Raw genomic sequence first — 20,404 nt, forward strand, 5'->3', positions numbered from 1 at the left:
ATGAATGGACTGAAATGAAGTCGCTTCCAAATCTTCTCTGGCTGCGGAGTTTTGAAGCGGCCAGCCGCCTGGGCAGCTTCACCGCGGCAGGAAGCGAACTCGGGCTGACGCAGGCTGCCGTCAGCAATCACATCAGCGCGCTGGAAACCCAGCTCGGTCATCAGCTCTTCGAGCGCACGACCCGCAAGGTGAACCTGACGGCCAGCGGCCGGGCCTATCTGCCTTCCGTACGCAAGGCTCTTCAGGATCTGGCGCTGTCGACGGAAGGGCTGTTCGGCAACCGCACGGCGGGAACGGTAACCATCCGGGCGCCGATCTCCGAAGCAGCGCTGATCATTGCGCCCGCGCTGACTGACTTCCAGCGGCAGCACCCCGAACTGAGGATCCGGCTGCTATCGGCCATCTGGGCGGACACGGTTCTGGAAAGCGGCATCGAAATTGAAATCCGGCTGGGCACCGGCTCCTGGCCGGGCGCGCATGCGGAACCTCTGGGCACCGAGGTTGTCGTACCTGTCTGTGCGCCGGGCCTTGCGGCGGCGATCAGGAGCCCGCACCAGTTGCTGGAACATCCGCGCATTCACGTCCTCGGGTTCGACGATCACTGGCCACGGTTTTTCGAAACCATCGGCCTGACCGCCGAAGCGAAACACCCGGGGATCACGGTCGACACATCGCTGGCGGCTGTCGAACTCGCGGCGGCGCGCGGCGGTACCGCCCTCCTGCTCGGGAAGATCGCATCGAGACTGACGGGAAACGGCCGGCTCGCCAGTCCCCTGGATCTAGAGATTCCGTCTCTGCAGACGCACTTTCTCCTCACGCGGGATAATGCCCCCGCTCCGAAAGCGGCAACTGGAATGGTGGAGGCCTGGATCAGGGACTTGTTTGCGTGAGTGGCCGGCTTTGCGGAGGTCACATGAAAGTTTCGGTATCGCCGTCCCGGCCTCGAGCCGGGACCCGCTTGCAAGTCCGGCAAGGTCCCGGCTCAAGGCCGGGACGGTGCGGCGCGTGCAGAAGAAATCACTCCGCCGCGAACAGCTTCGCGGTCAGGGCAAGGCTCGCCCCGCAGGGCTCCTCAGCTTCGCCATCGTCAGAAGCATCTTCCCCGCCCGCCGGTCGCAGGTTGACGAAATCGTAGAGCGACCGGTCGAGCAGATGGGAGGGCCGCGAGTTGCCCAGCGCGCGAGCCATGATGCCGAGCCGTCCGGGTGTCTCCTTTTCCCAGGTCTGCAGCAGTCGCTTGACCTCGTCGCGCTGCAGCCCGTCCTGCGAGCCGCACAGATTGCAGGGAATGATCGGGAAACGCATGCCTGTGGCAAACCTGGCGATATCGTTTTCCGCTGCATAGGCGAGCGGGCGCAGCACCAGGAGATCGCCCTCGTCATTGATCAGTTTCGGCGGCATGGAGGCCAGACGCCCGCCATGGAAGAGATTCATGAAGAAGGTCTCCAGAATGTCCTCGCGATGATGGCCGAGCACGATCGCCTCGCAGCCCTGTTCGCGCGCCACCCTGTACAGGATTCCCCGCCGCAGACGCGAGCACAGCGAGCAATAGGTCCGGTGTGACGGGATCTTTTCGGTGACGATGGAATAGGTGTCCTGGCGCACGATGACATGCTTGACGCCGTTTTCTTCGAAGAACTGCGGCAGGACATGTGCCGGAAAACCCGGCTGCGCCTGATCCAGATTGCAGGCAACCAGTTCCACCGGAAGCAACCCGCGCCATTGCAGCTCGACCAGCACTGCCAGCAGCGTGTAGCTGTCCTTGCCGCCGGACAGGCACACAAGCCACTTCGGCCTGCTTTCTTCCGAAGCACTCTCCGCCAGCATGCCGAAATCGCCGATGGCTTCCCGCACCTGCCTGAGCAGCCGCTTGCGCAATTTCTTGAACTCCACGCTTGACGGCGCGTTTCTCAAAAGCGCGGGCACATCGGTGACGGAGCTGTCTGCAATGTCGTTCATGGTCGAGGCTCGGCGGCTTTTCACTGTGTCCGGTGGTGTTGCTGACATAGCGGATCGGGCACATGGGTAAAAGCGAAAAGCAATGCTGGCGAAAAACACCGGCGCAGATCCTTGGATACAAAATTGCGCACACGCACTATGGCCCGAACCACAACAAGGACCACTGGCCCCATGGATCGAACTTTGGCACAGTCGCCGCCGGTCAGCACACGGTCGGGAGATCCGGGAAGTGAAAACACAGTATGTGGAACTGGTGGATGCGATCGCGACCCTGGGCAGCCTCGCCGCGGCGGCGAAGGCCCTGAACAAATCTCAGCCGGCGATCACCAAAGCGCTCAAGAAGGTGGAAAGCGAACTCGGAGTGGTCCTCTTTCACAGGGTGCCAAGCGGGATCGTGCCGACGCTGGAAGGACTGCCCGTCATCGAACGCTGCCAGCGGATCAGACGGGACCTTCAGAAACTGACGGAGGGGGTCGCCCAGGCGCGTGGTGAATTTGTCGGATCCATATCCGTGGTGGTTTCGCCCCTCGCCGCGCTGAAAATCATGCCGCCGGTGGTGCGCAGGTTCCAGAGCCGGTTTCCGGGCATAGAACTGAGCATAACAGGCGGTCATGCGCCCAGAGCGTTTCGCGGATTGCGGTCGGGCGAGGCGGATTTCGTCATCGGCCCGGCCCCCGAACCTGCCTCGAAAACCGGGCTGCATGTCGAAAAGTTGCTGACGACCTCTATCACCTTCCTGACCGGCGCGCGCTCGCCCCTCAGGGAGCTTCACCGGCCCGAGGACCTACTGGCGGCTCGCTGGGCCGTGATCGGACCGCGCAGCCGCCCTCCGCTCTTCAAGGACTATTTCAGGCATCACGGCCTCGAGGGGCCGGAACCGGTCATCCGGTCGGATTCCATCATGAGCATTCTTGCCATTCTCGAATGTTCGGATGTCATCTGCTCGTTCCCGTCGGTGATCGCCGATGATGTCGTCAAACGCTGGGATGTGGCGGCGTTGTCCGTGGACCTGAGCATGCTTCAGGTCGAAATCGCGCTCACCTGGACCCGGGAAAAGCTGCTGACACCGGTCGCCCTCGCTTTCGCGGATATTGTCCGCGAAGAAGGCGGTACGTTGCATAGCAAGACATAACCTGAGGTTATGTCCATGAGATAACGTTAATTGAGGGATATACCTACAGGTGATAGCATTCTCGCCAAGAATGCCGGTCAACCGGCGCTTCGGGAGGGAACCGCGTGAACATCCTGTTCATCATGTATGACCAGCTTCGCTTCGACTATCTGAGCTGTGCCGGTCATCCGCATCTTGAAACACCCAATTTCGACCGGGTCGCGGCCATGGGCCTGCGTTTCACCAACGCCTATGTGCAGTCGCCCATATGCGGTGCCAGCAGGATGAGTTTCTACACCGGGCGTTACGCATCCTCCCATGGCGCCCAGTGGAACGGTTTTCCCCTGCGGGTTGGCGAGCACACGCTCGGAGACCACTTGCGCAAGGCCGGCATGGAGTGCTGGCTGATCGGCAAGACCCACATGAAAGCCGACGCGGAGGGCATGGCCCGGCTCGGCCTCGCGCCCGACAGCGTCATCGGCGCGCGCCAGGCAGAATGCGGTTTCGACGTGTGGATCCGCGATGACGGGCTCTGGGGCGAAGGGCCGGACGGCTTTTACGACGAAAAGCGCTCTCCCTATAACGAGTATCTGAAGTCGAAGGGCTATAGCGGCGACAATCCCTGGGCGGATTTTGCAAATGCCGGGATCGAGGACGGCCAGAAGGCCTCCGGCTGGATGTTCGACAATGCCGACAAGCCGGCGAACATTCGCGAGGAGGACAGCGAGACCCCGTGGCTGACGTCGCGCACGATCGAGTTCATCGACCAGGCCGAAGCCCCCTGGTGTGCCCATGTAAGCTACATCAAGCCGCACTGGCCCTATATCGTTCCCGCGCCCTACCATGCCCTCTACGGGCAAAACCACGTACCGGCGGCCATTCGCGCCGATGTCGAACGTGAGGACGCTCATCCCGTCTATGACGCCTTCATGGGCAACAGGATCGCAGCCGCGTTTCAACAGGAAGACGTGCGCGGCAAGGTCATCCCGGCCTACATGGGCCTGATCAAGCAGTGCGACGACCAGCTCGGCAGGTTGCTTGATCATCTGGAGGCCACCGGTCGGATGAAGGACACGATGATCGTGCTCACCTCCGATCACGGCGACTACCTCGGTGATCACTGGCTGGGCGAAAAGGACCTGTTTCACGAGCCCTCGGTGAAGGTTCCGATGATCGTCTACGATCCGCGGGCTCAGGCAGACCCGACACGAGGCACCACCTGTGACGCACTGGTGGAATCCATAGATCTCGCGCCGACGTTCCTCGAGGCCGCAGGCGGCCGGGCCGCCGATCACATTCTGGAAGGCCGCAGCCTGTCTCCGTGGCTGCGCGGCGAGACGCCCGACTGGCGCGACTATGTGGTCAGCGAATACGATTATTCCGTCACGCCGATGTGCAAGTCCCTTGGCGTTTCTTCCCGCGACGCCCGGCTCTTCATGGTGTTCGACGGCCGCTACAAGCTCATCCATGCCGAGGGCGGCTTCCGCCCTATGCTGTTCGATCTTGCTTCCGATCCCGAGGAATTCCACGACCTTGCCAAGACCGGTACGCATACGGCGGAGATCGACAGACTCTACGACTTTCTTGCCCGTTGGGGCCGGCGCATGTCGCAGCGAGTGACCAGGTCGGATGACGACATCGCCGCCATGGGCGGCAGCTCGTTGCGGCGTGGCATCCTGCCCTTCCTCAAGGACGGTTCGGAAGTCGCGGAGGAGTTGACTGTGGCCTATCGCGGCCCGGTCGCCCAGGATCATGTCTCAGACGACCCCAAGGGAAACCGTTGACGTGACCGCTCGAGCCGGTGCCGCCGACTCTTCGACAGACACGTGGATCGCCGACATCCTGGCGGTGCTCTTCGTCAGTGTCATCGTCATCTATGCGGCATCCGGTCCGATCACGGATCTGGTCCGATGGTTTATCGAAACCACAACGCAGGGGTTCGAGGACCTGTCGCGCCGCGACCAGCGCGTCCTCATGCGCGAGCACTGGCTGGGTGCGGGCTACAGGGCGTTCGAGAGGTCCTTCCTCCTGCCGACCGGCCTGATCATAGGTTTGCCGATCGTGTTCTCCTTCGCCATTTCGCTCCTTGCCCTCCACAAGGGAGCTTATGGGCGCCTGCTCAACTGGGTGCTGACGCTGCTGGCCCTTGCCGCCTACATTTCCTGGATGGTCAAGATTTTCGCCACCGACGGCGGTGCCCTGCCCTCGGCCAGCCCGATCGACTTCGTGATGTTCCCGCTCGCAACGGCGATCACGCTATATCTGACCTGGCGTCTTTTCGGCGGCTTCATCGTGGCCTTTTGCCTGTTCTGGGTCGTCTATTTCTTCGTCCGCGGCTACATGCCCGGCTGGACCGGCATTCTTGCCGGATCGGACTCGACCTTTGCACAGAGCCTGCGCTCCATGGTGTTGAATTTCTGGGCGCAGACTGGCGGCCAGTTCGGCCAGCCCCTGCAGGTCGTCTCCGGCAGTGTGTTGATCTTCATCGTCTTCGGCGCCGTGATGATGGCCTCCGGTGCGGGCGATCTGCTGATGAAGATCGCCAACAGGCTGACCGGCGGGCTGGTCGGCGGCGCGGCGCATGCGGCGGTCGCCTCCTCGGCCCTGTTCGGCACTCTGTCGGGCGCGGCAATCTCCAATGTCGTCTCCACCGGCGTGATGACCATTCCGGTGATCAAGAAGTCAGGTTTCAAGCCCGCCTTCGCCGGTGCGGTCGAGGCCGCCGCCTCCACCGGAGGCCAGGTCATGCCCCCGGTCATGGGAGTGGTGGCCTTCTTCGTCGCCGGCCAGATCGGTCTGGAATACCGCTACATCGTCGTCGCGGCCATCGCCCCCGCGATCATGTATTACTTCGCCACGTTCCTGGCGGTCTATTTCGAGGCCCGCCGCCACGGCATCGGTGCCCTGCCCAGGGGCCAGCGCCCGCCCCTGACAGGCAAGGAATGGGTACAGTGCCTCGTCTTTGTCGTGCCGTTGGGGGTGCTGACGTATTTCCTGTTCAGCCAGCCGTCCGTCCCCAAAGCCGGGTTTTACGGATTTCTGGCCGCCGTTGTGTCGTCGCTGGTCCTGTTCCGCGAATTCCGCTCACGGCCGCGCATCTGGCGGGCTTTCGTCAACGCCGGACGGATGGCGGCCACCATCGTGGTGATCGTCACCGCCATCGGCCTGATCGTCGGCCTGATCCAGGTCTCGGGCTTTGCCGGACGTCTCGCACTGCTGCTGACACAGCTTGCCGACGGCCCGTTGCCGATCGTGCTGATCGTGGTCGCCTTCGGCTCCATCGTTCTGGGCATGGGCCTGCCGCCCGGAGCGACTTACTTCATCATCGTCATCGCGCTGTCCTCGGGCATCGACGCCGTTGGGGTCCCGCTGTTGACGCTGCACCTGTTCGTCGTCTTCTTCGCCGTCATGTCGACGGTGACGCCGCCTGTTGCCCTTGCCGCTTTTGCAGCGGCGCCGATTGCCGGAGCGGATCCGATCCGCACTGGTTTTCAGGCGGCCAGGATCGGCGTTGCCGGGTTCCTGATTCCGTTCATTTTCGTCTATCACCCGGCGGTTCTCTACAAGCTCCAGGTGCTCTTCATCTGGTTCGGCACCGGCGCACCGGACAGCCGTGCGATGCCTGACATCTCGACGGTGTCCTGGGCGGGCTTGTTCTGGATCCTTGCCGCCTACGTGCTGGCCATGTGGGCCGTGAGCTCCGCGCTGACAGGCTTTGACCGCGGCCGGATTGGCGCTGCCGAAAGGATCCTGCGGATCGGTCTCGGCCTGCTGGTGCTGGTTCCCGACATCTGGGTGGCAGGACCTGCATGCGGGCTGCTTCTGGCGGTTCTCGCCGCCCACATCATCGTGCACCGCCGGGAGGCGGTAACAGCCCCCGGCAACATGCCGGCAAGCTGACTATAAAAAGGGAGGAAGAAATGAAACAACTGGCATATGCGGCCCTGGCGGCCCTTCTGGCAACGGGCGCCGCCTCGGCGCAGGACACCACGCTCAAGATGCAGACGATCGAGCCGAGCCTGGGTCAGGCGATCACCATGGCGACTTTCGCCAATCTCGTCACGGACAAGCTCGACGATGTCGCCATTGAGGTGGCCGGTGGAGGCGCGGCGACGCTTCACCAGATGGAGACCGCGCGCGGCAATCTCGACATGTTCATGACCTCGCCGACCATCCACATCCTGATGTCGAAGGGCATCGCCATGTACAAGAACGAGCCCGAAGCTCCGGAGCTCGCCAAGAATGTCCAGGTGCTGATGTGGTTCCCCTACGGTGAGTATCATTTCGCCGTCAGAGGCGACAGCGACATCACCACGCTCGATGACATCGAGGGCGCGACGGTGTTTCTCGGCCCCCAGGGCGGCGGTGCCTACAACGCCGCGAAGGGCTGGGTCGAAGCCACGACAGGCCTTGTCGCGGGCGAGGACTACGATGCCATCAAGGCCAACTGGGCAACCGGCTTCCAGTCGTTTCTCGACGGCAAGGTCGACGTGTATGTGAACGGCTGCATCGACCCGTGCCAGCAGTTCATCCAGTTCACCGAAACGGAAAAGATCCGCTTCATCGGCCCGGAAGACCATGAAGGCGAAGCGGTCGACAAGTTCCTCGGCAAGTTCCGCAAGCGGGCCGAAATCCCCGCCGGTCTTTACGAAAACCAGGTCAATGACGGCCCGGTGATGTCGAATGACACGGCCGTCGGCATCGGCGTTCGCGCCGATCTGGACGAAGAGCAGGTCTACCGGATCACCAAGACATTCTGGGAAAATCTCGACGGCATCACCACGGACGCCCCCTGGGCGAAGGCATTGTCCGCAGAGTATGCTGCCCAGCAGCTCGGCACCGCGCAATTTCATCCCGGCGCAGCGCGCTACTACAAGGAAATCGGCGTACAATAAGCCGGACAAGCCCTGACGGTCACGTACTGCAGGGGCTTGCCCCTGCTGCACCGCTCTTGCGACACGCTGGGTTATTGGCACCCACAAACACACTCAATAGTTGAATATAGACCTGACTTCACCTAGAGTTGACGAGCAACTTAAGGGAGCAAGTCACATGAAGGTTATTCTTTCAAACTTCGCCAAAACCCTGTCCCGCCAAATGGCAACCTGCATCTGTGCAGCCGGTATCACTCTCGCTGCGGCGGGCCCCTTGAACGCCCTCGAACTGATAGGAAAAACGTCGGTCAAGCTGACCACCGCGTCCGCTTTCCTGGAGAACGGCAGCCGCGCGCCGGACAAGGACGACGCCTGCACTGAAAGATACGAGGCAGACCTCGGCACGGTGGTCAACATCGAATTCGGCATTAACGTCACCACCTTGATCATGCTGGCGGAAGCCGAAGTGCAAGGCATTGCGGTGGAGCTTCATCCGCTAGGCATTTCCGGCACCTATTCCTTCATGTCGGACGGCCTTCCCGAGTCGTTGAGGGAAAAAGGCTTCATGCGCGAAATCTTCTCGGTCAAGACCGACTTTTCCAATGAAACCTTCGATCTGATGGGAGAATTGGACGAGAACACCAATTGCGTTCTGTCCAACCTTCGGCTGAGTGACCGCCGCTAGAGTGCTGTCCCCTGTCGAACCGGGCTCGGCGCCGGTGGGCCCTTCCTACCCGTCTGTCGTTCGACGCTCCGAAAGAGCGCGGCGGTCACCATTTCGCCAAAACAATGCCTTCTGATGCTGTTCCGGGGGGACTGACAACACGACCAGAGACAGCTCGCGAGGAGGATATTGATGTGACTGTCACACTCGACATTCAGCAGCCCCAGCCGTTCGATCTTGTCGGCTCGACAATTCTTGTTTCCGGAAACGCGGTAGCCTTTGAAGGCACTTTGAGCATCCGCGTATCCGAGGGGCATGACGAATACTCGTCCTTTGCCAATGTCGGCTCGCTCGCGCTCCGGCAATTTCAGGGCTCGATCGACATTCCGGACAACAACAGTTTCCAGCTCAACCGGCTGTTCCTGACGCTTGCCGACGACAGCGGTAACGAAAACGGGCCTTCCATCGTCATTCCGATCCTTTTCGGCCCCAAAATTCTGCCGGGCTACGGTGGCTGGCGGCCCTATACGGTGAAGCCGGGCGACACGCTCACGAAGATTGCGCAGCAGGAATACGGCAATTCCGACTTTCAGCCGATCTTTCAGGCCAACCAGCACATACTGAACGACCCGAACCTAATCTTCCCCGGTCAGTTGCTCCGGATCCCCAGGAACGATATCTGATACGGGTGCCCTTTCAGGGCTAGACCGATACGCTAGGGGAAACAGGGAATGCCACCGGAAAAACTCAACATCGTCGCGTCGGCGGACGCTCAGGTCTCGCAGGTTTTCGACCCGCATATCGTCGGCGCGGTGAACGAGTCATATGTGAAAGTGGCGAAATTCGGCGATGTTTTCGACTGGCATTCCCATGAAAACGAAGACGAGGGCTTTCTGGTCCTTCGAGGCCGTATCGCCCTTGATTTCCGAGACGGATCGGTAGAGCTCGGCGAAGGTGACTTCATGGTTGTCCCCCGAACCGTTGAACATCGTCCCAGATCGCTGACCGACAAGCCGGTGGTGGTGATGTTCGAACCTGCGACGACACTGAATACCGGAGACGCGGAGAGCGATCTGACGGTTCACGATCTGAAGCGCCTTCACCCCTTGTAATAACTGAAACGGCCCGCCGGTATGGCGGGCTTTCTTTTGCCGTGAGGGCCCGCTTGTTAAGCCTCGGCCATCTGTCGAGGCACGGCGACTCCGCAAGACGCCCGGTAACCGGCGTCTAGCCCTTGGGATCGGACGCGTCATCGGTCCTGGCGATCATCCGGAAACCGGCGAAGGCAAAAGCGATCGTGACAATCGGGTTCAGCAGGTTGAACACGGCATAAGGCGCGTAGGAGACTGTTGCGACACCCAGGGTCGCGGCCATATAGGCGCCGCAACTGTTCCAGGGAACCAGTGCGCTCGTCACGGTCGCGGAATCGCCGACCGAGCGGGACAGGACAACCGGAGCAAGGTTCAGCTTGCGAAATGCCTTTTGAAAGATCCGGCCCGGCAGCACGATTGCGATATATTGATCGGATGCCAGCGCATTGGTGCTGATCGCCGCCACAACAAGCGCCGAGACCAGTCGCCCGGCTGTCTTGGCCGCGGCAAGGACCGGCGCCAGCAACCGGTCGAGAACACCGATCTTTTCGACAATCCCTCCAAAGGCAAGAGCCGTCAGGATCAACCAGATGGTCACGAGCATGGAAGACATGCCGCCACGGCTGAGGAACCGGTCAAGAACCTCCGACCCGCTCGCGGAGACATAACCGTTCGCCATAGCGGTCCACACCCCCTTGACCATGGCAAGCGCAACAGGAAGATCCGGGTCGCCAGCCAGTGAGACAACGTTTTCAGGGGAGACGATTATGGCGATGATCCCGCCGAACAAGGCGCCCAGAAAGATGGTGACGAACGGCGGATAGCGCAGCACGGCCAGCACCAGTACGAGGCCAAGGGGTAAAAACGGCAGAATGCCGACATTGAAATGAGCCGCTATGCCCCCCGTGATGTCGCTGGCATCGAAATCACCCGGTTGACCGAGGGTCCAGAAGACCAGCAAAGCGATCAAAAGCGTCGGAACCGATGTCCAGAGCGTCTCGACAATATGCGAATAGAGATCCGCGCCCGCTGCCGCGGTTGCAAGATTGGTCGCATCCGAAAGCGGTGAGGATTTATCGCCAAAATATGCACCCGAAATGATTGCACCGGCCGTGATGACAGGATCCAGCCCCATCTGCTGCGAGATGCCCATGAGCCCGATGCCGAGCGTTCCCACCACGGTCCAGGAACTGCCGATACACAAGGCCAGCGCGGCTGAAATCAGAACAACCGTGAAATAGAAGAAATCCGGCGATAATATCTTCAGGCCCCAATAGACCATCGCCATCAGGGTCCCGCTCATCGCCCAGGTTCCGATCAGCGAACCGACCGCAAGCAGAATAAACACGGCGCCGATGCCGGTCATGACGCTGTCACGGGCAGCTTCAGCCATCTCTTTCCAGTCGTAGCCGTGAAGCGACCCAACGAACACCGCGATCAAGGCCGAGAACAGCAGTGCGATCTGGTTCGCTCCTCCTGCGGCCTCCTCTCCAAAGAGGGCATAGGCCAAAGCCAGAAGCCCCATCAAGGTAAGTACCGGCACAAGCGACCACGCCAACGACAGGCTGCGTTCTTGACGCCTCACCGCAACGGATCCTCATTTGCAACGGAAACAGACTGCCGCCGCTCCATCCGTTCGATCTCCAGATCGAGGAAATAGGACAAGGTGGTCCGGATAACGACAATCCCGGCGAGAAAGGCCACTTCCTGCAGCGTACGATGCGCAATGGAATGCAAGATGTCAGACACGATCAGAACTTCCAATGCCACCAGCAGCCAGCGCCCGAGCGAAATCCGAAACCTGCAAAGCACCTCGCCTGTCGCGGTCTCGATCAAGGGAGCATCGATACGGCGCACATGTTTGAGCGTCGATATAACCGAAATAACCAGTCCCGCCAGCAGCACGCACACTGCCAGGAGATCCACCATATCCGCAATTTTCTCGACAATTTCCATGACCTCAACCCGGTATATTCAACCTACCGAAATAAAACCGCCAAGTCTGCAAATCAGTCATCCGACATTTCTCGAATTGGTAAGTGTTTATCCGGACCAGTCAAGAGACACGCCGAAATACGCTCCGGCAAATTTGAATTCTCTGAATAAAAAAGTCATTGAACTGTTTCGTTTATCCGTTAGATTTCCTTGTGAATTTTTACGGGAGGCCTTTCATGACTCGGTTCAAATTTCCGACAGCCTTCACAATTCTTTTCATGCTGATCGCTATTGTCGCGGCGCTTACCTGGATCATACCCGCTGGTGAATATCAGCGCGCAATGAATGAGGCGCTCGGAAGCGAGGCGCCGGTTCCCGGAACGTATCACGAGGTCGATCCCAACCCTCAGGGCATCACCGCCGTCATCCTGGCTCCCATTGCCGGCATGTACGATCCCGGTCTTCTTGGCAGTTCTTCAAGTGCGGCGATCGATGTCGCTCTCTTTGTTCTGGTGATCGGCGGCTTCCTTATGGTCGTCACCCGAACCGGAGCAATCGACGCAGGCATTGGCTGGCTTCTGCAGCGATTGGAAGGTCGCGAGATCCTGATGATCCCGATCCTGATGACCGCCTTCGCTTTCGGAGGAACAAGCTATGGGATGGCCGAGGAATCCCTGGCGTTCTACGCTCTGATCATCCCGGTTTTCATCCGGGCAGGCTATGACGCGCTGACCGGGGTCGCCGTGATCATGCTCGGGGCGGGAATTGGGACGCTTGGTTCCACCTTCAACGCATTCGCAACAGTTGTCGCTTCACAGGGCGCCGGCATTCCCTTTACCGACGGGATCGTTTTGCGCTTCGTCATTCTCGCCCTGTGCCTTGCCGCCGGCATCGCCTTCGTGATGCGCTACGCCACACGCGTTAAGACCGATGCCTCGGCGTCGGTCGTCGCGGATCAGGCGGAGGAAAACCGGGCTCACTTTCTGAAGGGCGCAAGCCAAGACAATACATTCCCCGATCTCACGGGAACCCGCTCGGTCATTTTGGCACTGTTTGGCCTGACGTTCGCCGTCATGATCTATGGTGTGGTCGCACTGGACTGGTGGATGGGGGAGATGTCCGGGCTCTTCCTCGCCATGTCCATTCTTGTCTGGTGGATCGGCAAGCTCGACGAAGGCTCACGCATGGACGAGGCGGCCTTCGTGGAGACCTTCGTCGACGGTGCGCGCGACCTGCTGGGCGTGGCGCTGATCATCGGCGTGGCACGCGGTGTTGTCGTGATCATGGATGCGGGCAAGATCACGGACACCATACTTGCCGGCGCCGAAGGTGTGGTGTCCGGTCTCAGCGAATTTCTGTTCATCACCGTCATGTTCGGCATCCAGATCCTGATGTCCTTCCTGGTACCGTCCTCGTCCGGATTGGCGACGTTGTCGATGCCGATCATGGCGCCATTGGCGGATTTTGCGGATGTCGGGCGTGATCTCGTGGTGACAGCCTATCAATCGGCGAATGGCTGGGTGAACCTGTTCAATCCCACCTTTGCGGTGGTCATGGGCGGCCTCGCCATCGGCCGCGTTTCCTATGACCGCTGGCTGCGTTTCGTCGCCCCTCTCCTGCTCGTACTGGCGGTCATTATCGTGGCGGTGCTCGGCCTTGGCACGGCCATGAGTTGAAACAGCTTCGGAAAATCCAGCGCCGCTTCAGGCCGCGGCGCTCAAGTCACAAGAGTTTTTGGGAGGTTCAGTATGAAATTCGGCGTGCATTCCGAAGTCGGCAAACTCAGAAAGGTGATGGTCTCGCGTCCCTCTCTAGCCCATGACCGGCTGACCCCGAACAACTGCGAGGAACTTCTGTTCGATGACGTGATCTGGGTCGAAAAAGCCCGGGAAGATCACGCGGAATTCGTCCGGGTGATGGAAAGCCGTGATGTCGAGGTTCATGACATTCAGGATCTTCTGGCCGAGGCAATTGACCAGACCGACGGCGCACGGGCCTTTCTGCTCGACAGGCTGATCACCGCAAACGCCGTCGGCCCGGTCCTGGCGCAGGTGATGCGGCCCTGGCTGGAGGAGTTCAGCGGCAAGGCCCTGGCCCGGCAACTGATGGGCGGCGTCATCGTCTCGGACGTGCCGACCGGTGAGCTCACCCGGCTGGCGAAGGCGGAACTTCCCGGCAGCGAATTCCTGATCCCGGCCGTTCCCAACGCCCAGTTCCAGCGCGATCCCTCCTGCTGGATCTACAACGGTGTGACCTGCAATCCGATGTACTGGCCCGCGCGGCGGCCTGAAACGCTGTTTCAGCGCATGGTCTACAAGTTTCATCCCATGTTCATGAACGCCGAGTTCGACATCTGGTGGGGGGACAGCGACGAGAACTTTCAGAACGCCACAATGGAAGGCGGCGATGTCATGCCGATCGGAAACGGCACGGTTTTCATCGGAATGGGCGAACGAACCACCCGCCAGGCCGTCAGTCAGGTCGCGCAGAACCTGTTCGCGGCAGGCGGGGCGGATCGTGTGGTGGCCTGCGTCATGCCCAAATCACGCGCGGCCATGCATCTGGACACGGTCTTCACCTGCCTGGAACAGGACAAGGTCACCGCGTTCCACGAAGTCGCCGATGCGATCACCTGTTTCTCGTTACGCCCGGACGACAAGGGCGGCGTCGACACGCGCAAGGAGAGCGGCACGATCTTCGATGTCTACAAGCAGGCACAGGGGCTTAGCGAGTTGACCGTCATCGGCACCGGGGGCAACGAATTTCAGGCGGAGCGCGAACAATGGGACGACGGCAACAACGTCGTCGCTCTCGAACCCGGTGTGGTCGTCGGCTATGCGCGCAACACCTTCACCAACAGGCGCATGCGCGACGCCGGAGTGGAAGTCATCGAGATCAACGGTCAGGAACTCGGCCGCGGTCGTGGAGGCGGGCATTGCATGACCTGCCCCATCCTGCGCGATCCCGTTTACTGACCTCCAGCATTCATCCAGGGAGACATCGAAATGGCATTCAATCTCAAGGGCCGCAGCTATCTGAAGATCGCGGATTTCACACAGCGCGAGATGCTGTTTCTGCTCGATCTTGCCCGCGACCTGAAGCGCGCGAAATATGCCCATTCGGAGCAGCAGTCCCTGAAAGGCAAGAATATCTGTCTGATATTCGAAAAGACATCGACCCGTACGCGCTGTGCATTTGAAGTCGCGGCTTACGACCAGGGCGCCAACATTACCTATCTGGATCCGTCAGGATCCCAGATCGGCCACAAGGAATCCATGAAGGACACCGCCCGGGTGCTCGGCCGCATGTTCGATGCCATCGAATTTCGGGGCGCCGGACATGAGATGGTCGAGGAACTGGCAAAATACGCCGGTGTGCCCGTTTACAATGGCCTGACGGACGACTGGCACCCGACACAGATGCTGGCCGACATGCAAACCATGGTCGAGCATGCCGACAAGCCGCGAAGGGATATCGTCTATGCCTTTTCCGGCGATTGCCGGTCGAACATGGGCAACTCGCTGCTGATGTTGGGAGCGATCATGGGCTGCGACGTGCGAATGATCGCTCCCAAAGAGGTTCAGCCCCATGATGACGTGCGTGAGCTGGCCGAGGAACGGGCGGCGAAATCAGGCGCCCGCCTGACGATCACCGATGACATCAATGCGGTCGAGGGCGCGGACTTCATTCACACGGATGTCTGGGTATCCATGGGAGAAGCCAAGGAGGTCTGGGCGGAACGCATCAAGCTGCTCAGCCCGTATCAGGTCAACATGAATCTGATGAAAAAGACCGGCAACCCGAACGTCAAGTTCATGCATTGCCTCCCCGCCTTCCATAATCTCGAAACAGGCGTGGGTCAGGACATCCACGACAAATTCGGAATTTCCGAAATGGAAGTGACCGACGAGGTGTTCGAGAGCGAAATGAACATCGCCTTCGAACAGGCGGAAAACCGCATGCACACGATCAAGGCCATCCTGGTCGCAACACTGGGATCGTGAGCCATGCGCATTGTTGCAGCCCTCGGCGGGAACGCGCTCTTGCGGCGGGGCGAGGCGCTCACCGCTGAAAACCAGAGGCGGAATGTCCGCATTGCCGCCCAGACCCTTGCACCTCTGGCGGAAGACCACGAACTTGTCGTGACCCATGGCAATGGACCGCAGGTCGGGCTTCTTGCTCTGCAGGAGGCTGCCTATACCGAAGTGGAGGAATATCCACTGGACGTGCTGGTGGGCGAGACCATGGGCATGATCGGCTACATGATCGAGCAGGAAATGGGCAATCTCTTGCCCCTTGAAAAACCTCTCGCCACCGTTCTCACCATGGTCGAGGTCGATCCGGATGACCCGGCCTTCGCGGATCCGACCAAGTTCATAGGTCCGGTCTATTCCGAGGCGGTGGCAAAGGCCAACGCAAGCGAGAAGGGCTGGTCGATCAAGGCCGACGGCGATGCCTGGCGCCGGGTTGTACCGTCCCCTGCGCCGAAACGCATCTTCCAGGTCCGGCCGATCCGCTGGCTGCTGGACAAGGGATCGGTCGTCATCGCCGCCGGCGGCGGCGGCATTCCGACCAGATACGACAGCAACGGCATGCTCGAAGGCGTGGAATGCGTTATCGACAAGGATCATTGTTCTTCCTTGCTGGCACGTGAGATCGGTGCTGACGTCTTTGTGGTCGCCACCGACGCCGATGCCGTCTATCTCGACTGGGGCACACCCGGACAACGCGGCATTCTCCGGGCGTCCCCGGACCACATGGACCAGTTCGATTTTCCTGCAGGCTCGATGGGACCCAAGGTTCAGTCCGCCCAGGACTTCGCCCGTTCGACGGGCGGCAAAGCCGTCATCTGTGCCCTTGCCGACATTCCGGCGGCCCTGCGCGGGGAAAAAGGCACGACCGTCGATCCCGGTGCGGATAGGATCGAGTTCCACAGCTGACCGCCACAGAAAGACGATTTGAGATGACCGATACCGTCACAGCTCTCCCGCCCGATGTGGAGTCGCCGGAAACATCCCCGGGCCCCTGGAGCATTTCCGTCGATCAGGTTGCGCAAACCTTTGGCGCCGACCTTGGCAACGGTCTGGAGAGTACGGCGGCTGCGGCGAAACTGACTCGAACCGGTCCTAACAAACTTGATGAGGCCGAACAGATTTCGCCTCTCTGGCTGTTTCTCATCCAGTTCAAAAATCCGCTGTTGATCATCCTGATCGCAGGGGCTGCGATCTCGGGCTACACGGGTCACTGGGTGGATGCGATCGCCATAGGGGTGATCGTTCTTGTCAACGCGATCATCTCCTTTCTCCAGGAGCACCGTGCCGCGCAATCCCTCGCGGCGCTGCGCGAGATGGCCGCCCCGCGCGCATTCGTCAGACGGGATGGCAAATGGGTGGAGATCCCCGCCACCGACATCGTTCCCGGCGACATCCTGCGTTTCAAGGCCGGCGACATACTCGCCGCCGATGTCCGCTTCAGTGAAGCGAACCGCCTGCAAGTGGATGAAGCCGCGCTGACCGGGGAATCCGAACCTGTCAACAAACACACCCTCGCCATCGCAGGCGACGACGTTGTACTGGCGGACCGGCTCAACATGGGTTTCATGTCGACCAAGGTCGTCAACGGAACCGGGGAAGGTGTTGTCACCGCGACCGGCATGGCAACGGAAGTCGGTCACATTGCCGGGCTGATGGCGGCAGCCAAGGAGCCCAAGACGCCCCTGCAGGAGCGGATCGAGAAACTGTCCCGTGTTCTCATCGGCGCTGCCCTTGGCGTGGTCGCGGTCGTGATCGGCATAGGCCTCATGCAAGGCATGGACCTGGCTGAAATGCTAAACACCGGCATCTCGCTGTCTGTTGCCGCCATTCCTGAGGGCTTGCCTACCGTTGTGACCATCGTGCTCACGCTCGGGTCACAGCGGATGGCCGGCAACAACGCTCTTGCCAGACGGCTGAGCGCCGTCGAGACGCTCGGCACCACGTCGGTCATTTGTTCCGACAAGACCGGTACGCTGACACAAAACCAGATGCAGGTCATGCGCACCTGGGCCGGCGGAAAAATCTGGAATGTCACCGGAGAGGGTTTCGATCCCGAGGGCGAATTTGTGGACGAGGACGGCACAGCTGCGGTCATCGGCGACAATGAGGATCTTCGCCAGATGCTGAGCATTTCGGCTTTCTGCAATGACGCCGAGCTGATCACGGTAGATGGCCGTCCCTCAGTCCAGGGAAATCCGACGGAAGGCGCTCTTGTGGTCGCGGCCGCTAAGGTGGGCATTACCCGCCAGGGCCTGAAGGACAGCCACGTCGATACGCTGCGGACCTTCCCGTTCGACAGCACCCGCAAAATGATGAGCCTGCATGTGCAGCTTTCCGACGGCAACAAGTATCTTGTCGCCAAGGGCGCACCGGATGTGATCCTTGCCCGTGCCAAAGAGGTTCGGATCCATGGCCGGAACGAACCGATGACGGATGCGCGCCGCGCCGAAATCGAGGCCGTTATCGACGGTTTCGGCAGCGATGCCCTGAGAACCCTGGCTGTGGCCTATCGGCAGGCGGAAGACGGCACATTTGATCCCGAGAACCCCGAACAGGACATCGTGCTGCTGGGTATTCACGGCATCATGGATCCACCGCGGCCGGAAGTGAAAGAGGCTGTCGCCGACGCCACCAGCGCCGGAATACGCACGGTGATGATCACAGGCGATCATGCGATCACCGCCAGATCGATCGCCGAGCAGATCGGAATCAAGACACGCGAAGACCAGACCGTCCATACCGGCGCCGAACTCGACAAGATGGATGACGACGAACTGGAGCGGGTGGTCGAGAATGCCGCTGTTTTCGCCCGGGTGACCCCCGAGCACAAACTGCGCATCGTCAGCGCCCTGCAGCGAAACGGGGAAGTGGCCGCAATGACTGGAGACGGCGTGAACGACGCGCCTGCCTTGCGGACCGCCGATATCGGTGTGGCCATGGGGATCACCGGAACGTCGGTCGCCAAGGACAGCGCCGCGCTGGTGCTCCTGGACGACAACTTTTCGACAATCGTTCAGGCGGTGCGCGAAGGACGGCGTATCTATGACAACCTCCTGAAATTCGTCCGCCAGGCCCTGACCGCGAACGTCGCCGAAGTCTCGACCATCCTGTTCGCCTTCATCCTGATGGGGGCGGATCCGTTGATGCCGCTGACACCCCTGATGATCCTGTGGGTGAACCTTGTATCGGATGGAATTCCCGCATTGGCGCTCGGCTTCGAAGATGGCGAAGACGACATCATGGAACGCAAGCCGCGAGCCCGCGACGAGGACATCTTTGCCGGCGGGCTCAAGGAACGGATCATCCTGAGGGGGCTTGCTGTCGGCGGCGTGACCTTCTGGGTGTTTCAGACCGCGCTGGCGCGCGGTGCGGAGCTGGAATACGCGCAGACCATGGCGTTTGTCACGATCATGTTTGCCCAGCTCTGGCATGTGTTCGATGCGCGCACCACAACGACGCTCTACCGCCGGTCACCATTCGGAAATCCCAAACTGCTGATGGCTGTGGGCCTGTCATTGCTGCTGTCCGCAGGCGCGATCTACACCGGCTTCGGCAACTTCGTTCTGGGCACGGCGCCGCTGCCCGTCACGGTTCTGGCCGGCTGCGCCTTCGTCGCCGCAATACCCACATTCGCCTTGTCGGGCCTCAAGGAAGTCTTCGGCTTTCGGTTCATTTAAAGGTCGTTGGCCGCTCGGCACACGAATGACCGGTCAGAACCTGAGCCCCCCAAAAGAAAAGGGCCCGCCGATTGGCGGGCCCTTCCCTTGAAACTGTATTCGGCGGTTGATTACCGCGAATAGAACTCGACCACCAGGTTCGGTTCCATCTGTACCGGATAAGGCACATCGGAGAAGCCCGGAACGCGGGTGTAAGTAGCGGTCATTTTCGCATGGTCGACGTCGATGTAGTCGGGAACATCGCGCTCGGCGGACTGCACAGCTTCCAGCACCAGCGCAAGCTGCTTGGACTTTTCACGAACTTCGATGAGATCGCCCGGACGCACCTGGTAGCTCGCGATGTTGACGCGCTTGCCGTTGACCTTGATGTGGCCGTGGTTGATGAACTGACGGGCAGCAAACACGGTCGGAACGAATTTGGCGCGGTAGACGATCGCGTCGAGACGGCGCTCCAGCAGACCGATCAGGTTTTCGGACGTATCGCCCTTCTGACGGGATGCGTCGGAATAGACCTTGCGGAACTGCTTCTCGGTGATGTTGCCGTAATAGCCTTTCAGCTTCTGCTTTGCGCGGAGCTGAACACCGAAGTCGGACAGTTTGCCCTTGCGGCGCTGACCGTGCTGACCCGGACCGTATTCACGCTTGTTGGCCGGGCTCTTCGGACGACCCCAGATGTTTTCACCCATCCGGCGGTCGATTTTGTACTTAACGCTGTGGCGCTTTGACATCGCGGTTTCCTTTGAATTCGCGTTGTTGTTCTATAAAGGAAACGCGCCCTCCTTTATCCCTGCGCCCATATTGAACGGGCTGTCGGGATCGACAGGGACCCAGCAAGACGGCGCCGGCTGGATACCCACGGGTGCGTACATCCGGAAGACAAAAGCCTCCCGGACCGCGCGGAGATACAAGCCGCTCCCTCAAATGTCAATGCAGGAGCGACCGCGGAGCCGGGAAAACAGGCTGTTTCTCGGAAAATTCGGATATTCGCAGCCGCGTTCCCCGCCCAGCGCCATCGATTTTCGCTCTTTCACAGACTGTCGGGACGATTTAGCGCAAAAA

Annotated in this window: 17 protein-coding genes; 13 read left to right on the top strand and 4 right to left on the bottom strand. The window is 60.5% G+C overall.

Annotation, left to right across the window (positions count from 1 at the left end; genetic code table 11):
• Window positions 1-14 precede the first annotated feature (14 nt).
• Window positions 15-890, top strand: a complete 876-nt coding sequence (locus OA90_RS10760) for a LysR substrate-binding domain-containing protein (protein WP_068410546.1) — start codon at window positions 15-17, stop codon at window positions 888-890.
• A 127-nt stretch (window positions 891-1,017) separates the two neighbouring features.
• Here OA90_RS10760 and ttcA read toward each other — a convergent pair whose 3' ends face one another.
• A complete protein-coding gene (gene ttcA, locus OA90_RS10765) occupies window positions 1,018-1,959 on the bottom strand; it encodes a tRNA 2-thiocytidine(32) synthetase TtcA (RefSeq protein WP_068410548.1) in 942 nt (313 codons plus the stop codon).
• Window positions 1,960-2,188: 229 nt separating this feature from the next.
• On the opposite strand from ttcA, the gene OA90_RS10770 reads away from it, so the two are divergent.
• From OA90_RS10770 to OA90_RS10800, 7 genes are all read left to right on the top strand, one after another.
• A complete protein-coding gene (locus OA90_RS10770) occupies window positions 2,189-3,091 on the top strand; it encodes a LysR family transcriptional regulator (RefSeq protein WP_199823664.1) in 903 nt (300 codons plus the stop codon).
• A gap of 104 nt (window positions 3,092-3,195) precedes the next feature.
• Complete coding sequence (locus OA90_RS10775; protein ID WP_068410554.1) at window positions 3,196-4,854, top strand: sulfatase-like hydrolase/transferase; 1,659 nt, start codon at window positions 3,196-3,198, stop codon at window positions 4,852-4,854.
• Entirely contained in the window at window positions 4,823-6,970 is a 2,148-nt protein-coding gene (locus OA90_RS10780) for a TRAP transporter fused permease subunit (RefSeq protein ID WP_082836972.1), read from the top strand. Before OA90_RS10775 ends, OA90_RS10780 begins: the two co-directional genes overlap by 32 nt.
• Before the next feature lie 20 nt (window positions 6,971-6,990).
• Window positions 6,991-7,965, top strand: coding sequence for a TAXI family TRAP transporter solute-binding subunit (locus OA90_RS10785; protein ID WP_068410560.1), 975 nt, complete (start codon window positions 6,991-6,993; stop codon window positions 7,963-7,965).
• A 157-nt stretch (window positions 7,966-8,122) separates the two neighbouring features.
• The gene (locus tag OA90_RS10790) at window positions 8,123-8,629 is read left to right on the top strand and encodes a hypothetical protein (protein ID WP_068410563.1); all 507 of its coding nucleotides are present in this window, start codon (window positions 8,123-8,125) and stop codon (window positions 8,627-8,629) included.
• Window positions 8,630-8,802: 173 nt separating this feature from the next.
• Window positions 8,803-9,291 carry a LysM peptidoglycan-binding domain-containing protein gene (locus OA90_RS10795; protein ID WP_068410566.1) on the top strand — a complete coding sequence of 163 codons (489 nt, stop codon included), beginning with the start codon at window positions 8,803-8,805 and terminating at the stop codon, window positions 9,289-9,291.
• A 48-nt stretch (window positions 9,292-9,339) separates the two neighbouring features.
• Entirely contained in the window at window positions 9,340-9,720 is a 381-nt protein-coding gene (locus tag OA90_RS10800) for a cupin domain-containing protein (RefSeq protein ID WP_068410568.1), read from the top strand.
• A 115-nt stretch (window positions 9,721-9,835) separates the two neighbouring features.
• On the opposite strand, the gene OA90_RS10805 is transcribed toward OA90_RS10800, so the two are convergent.
• Window positions 9,836-11,284, bottom strand: coding sequence for a Na+/H+ antiporter NhaC family protein (locus OA90_RS10805; RefSeq protein ID WP_068410572.1), 1,449 nt, complete (start codon window positions 11,282-11,284; stop codon window positions 9,836-9,838).
• Window positions 11,281-11,655 carry a DUF1622 domain-containing protein gene (locus OA90_RS10810; RefSeq protein ID WP_068410575.1) on the bottom strand — a complete coding sequence of 125 codons (375 nt, stop codon included), beginning with the start codon at window positions 11,653-11,655 and terminating at the stop codon, window positions 11,281-11,283. Before OA90_RS10810 ends, OA90_RS10805 begins: the two co-directional genes overlap by 4 nt.
• 215 nt (window positions 11,656-11,870) lie before the next feature.
• Between OA90_RS10810 and OA90_RS10815 the strand changes: the two genes are divergently transcribed.
• The 5 genes from OA90_RS10815 (at window position 11,871) to OA90_RS10835 (ending at window position 19,345) form a co-directional block, all read left to right on the top strand.
• A complete protein-coding gene (locus tag OA90_RS10815) occupies window positions 11,871-13,310 on the top strand; it encodes a YfcC family protein (protein ID WP_068410578.1) in 1,440 nt (479 codons plus the stop codon).
• Window positions 13,311-13,382: 72 nt separating this feature from the next.
• Complete coding sequence (locus tag OA90_RS10820; protein WP_068410581.1) at window positions 13,383-14,609, top strand: arginine deiminase; 1,227 nt, start codon at window positions 13,383-13,385, stop codon at window positions 14,607-14,609.
• Between the two features lie 30 nt (window positions 14,610-14,639).
• The gene (gene argF, locus OA90_RS10825) at window positions 14,640-15,638 is read left to right on the top strand and encodes an ornithine carbamoyltransferase (RefSeq protein ID WP_068410584.1); all 999 of its coding nucleotides are present in this window, start codon (window positions 14,640-14,642) and stop codon (window positions 15,636-15,638) included.
• Window positions 15,639-15,641: 3 nt separating this feature from the next.
• A complete protein-coding gene (gene arcC / locus OA90_RS10830) occupies window positions 15,642-16,574 on the top strand; it encodes a carbamate kinase (protein ID WP_068410586.1) in 933 nt (310 codons plus the stop codon).
• A 23-nt stretch (window positions 16,575-16,597) separates the two neighbouring features.
• The gene (locus tag OA90_RS10835; RefSeq protein ID WP_082836973.1) at window positions 16,598-19,345 is read left to right on the top strand and encodes a cation-translocating P-type ATPase; all 2,748 of its coding nucleotides are present in this window, start codon (window positions 16,598-16,600) and stop codon (window positions 19,343-19,345) included.
• 110 nt (window positions 19,346-19,455) lie between these two features.
• On the opposite strand, the gene rpsD is transcribed toward OA90_RS10835, so the two are convergent.
• The gene (gene rpsD / locus OA90_RS10840) at window positions 19,456-20,073 is read right to left on the bottom strand and encodes a 30S ribosomal protein S4 (RefSeq protein WP_068410588.1); all 618 of its coding nucleotides are present in this window, start codon (window positions 20,071-20,073) and stop codon (window positions 19,456-19,458) included.
• Between the last annotated feature and the right edge of the window lie 331 nt (window positions 20,074-20,404).

Origin of the sequence: Labrenzia sp. OB1 (assembly GCF_001624695.1) — a bacterium.
Taxonomy (GTDB): Bacteria; Pseudomonadota; Alphaproteobacteria; order Rhizobiales; family Stappiaceae; genus Roseibium.

Bases quoted from the DNA above. Each gene is read 5' to 3' on its own strand.
- OA90_RS10760 (WP_068410546.1), top strand. From the start codon at position 15: ATGAAGTCGCTTCCAAATCTTCTCTGGCTGCGGAGTTTTGAAGCGGCC.
- ttcA (WP_068410548.1), bottom strand. From the start codon at position 1,959: ATGAACGACATTGCAGACAGCTCCGTCACCGATGTGCCCGCGCTTTTG.
- OA90_RS10780 (WP_082836972.1), top strand. From the start codon at position 4,823: ATGTCTCAGACGACCCCAAGGGAAACCGTTGACGTGACCGCTCGAGCC.
- OA90_RS10785 (WP_068410560.1), top strand. From the start codon at position 6,991: ATGAAACAACTGGCATATGCGGCCCTGGCGGCCCTTCTGGCAACGGGC.
- OA90_RS10790 (WP_068410563.1), top strand. From the start codon at position 8,123: ATGAAGGTTATTCTTTCAAACTTCGCCAAAACCCTGTCCCGCCAAATG.
- OA90_RS10800 (WP_068410568.1), top strand. From the start codon at position 9,340: ATGCCACCGGAAAAACTCAACATCGTCGCGTCGGCGGACGCTCAGGTC.
- OA90_RS10810 (WP_068410575.1), bottom strand. From the start codon at position 11,655: ATGGAAATTGTCGAGAAAATTGCGGATATGGTGGATCTCCTGGCAGTG.
- OA90_RS10815 (WP_068410578.1), top strand. From the start codon at position 11,871: ATGACTCGGTTCAAATTTCCGACAGCCTTCACAATTCTTTTCATGCTG.
- OA90_RS10820 (WP_068410581.1), top strand. From the start codon at position 13,383: ATGAAATTCGGCGTGCATTCCGAAGTCGGCAAACTCAGAAAGGTGATG.
- argF (WP_068410584.1), top strand. From the start codon at position 14,640: ATGGCATTCAATCTCAAGGGCCGCAGCTATCTGAAGATCGCGGATTTC.
- arcC (WP_068410586.1), top strand. From the start codon at position 15,642: ATGCGCATTGTTGCAGCCCTCGGCGGGAACGCGCTCTTGCGGCGGGGC.
- OA90_RS10835 (WP_082836973.1), top strand. From the start codon at position 16,598: ATGACCGATACCGTCACAGCTCTCCCGCCCGATGTGGAGTCGCCGGAA.
- rpsD (WP_068410588.1), bottom strand. From the start codon at position 20,073: ATGTCAAAGCGCCACAGCGTTAAGTACAAAATCGACCGCCGGATGGGT.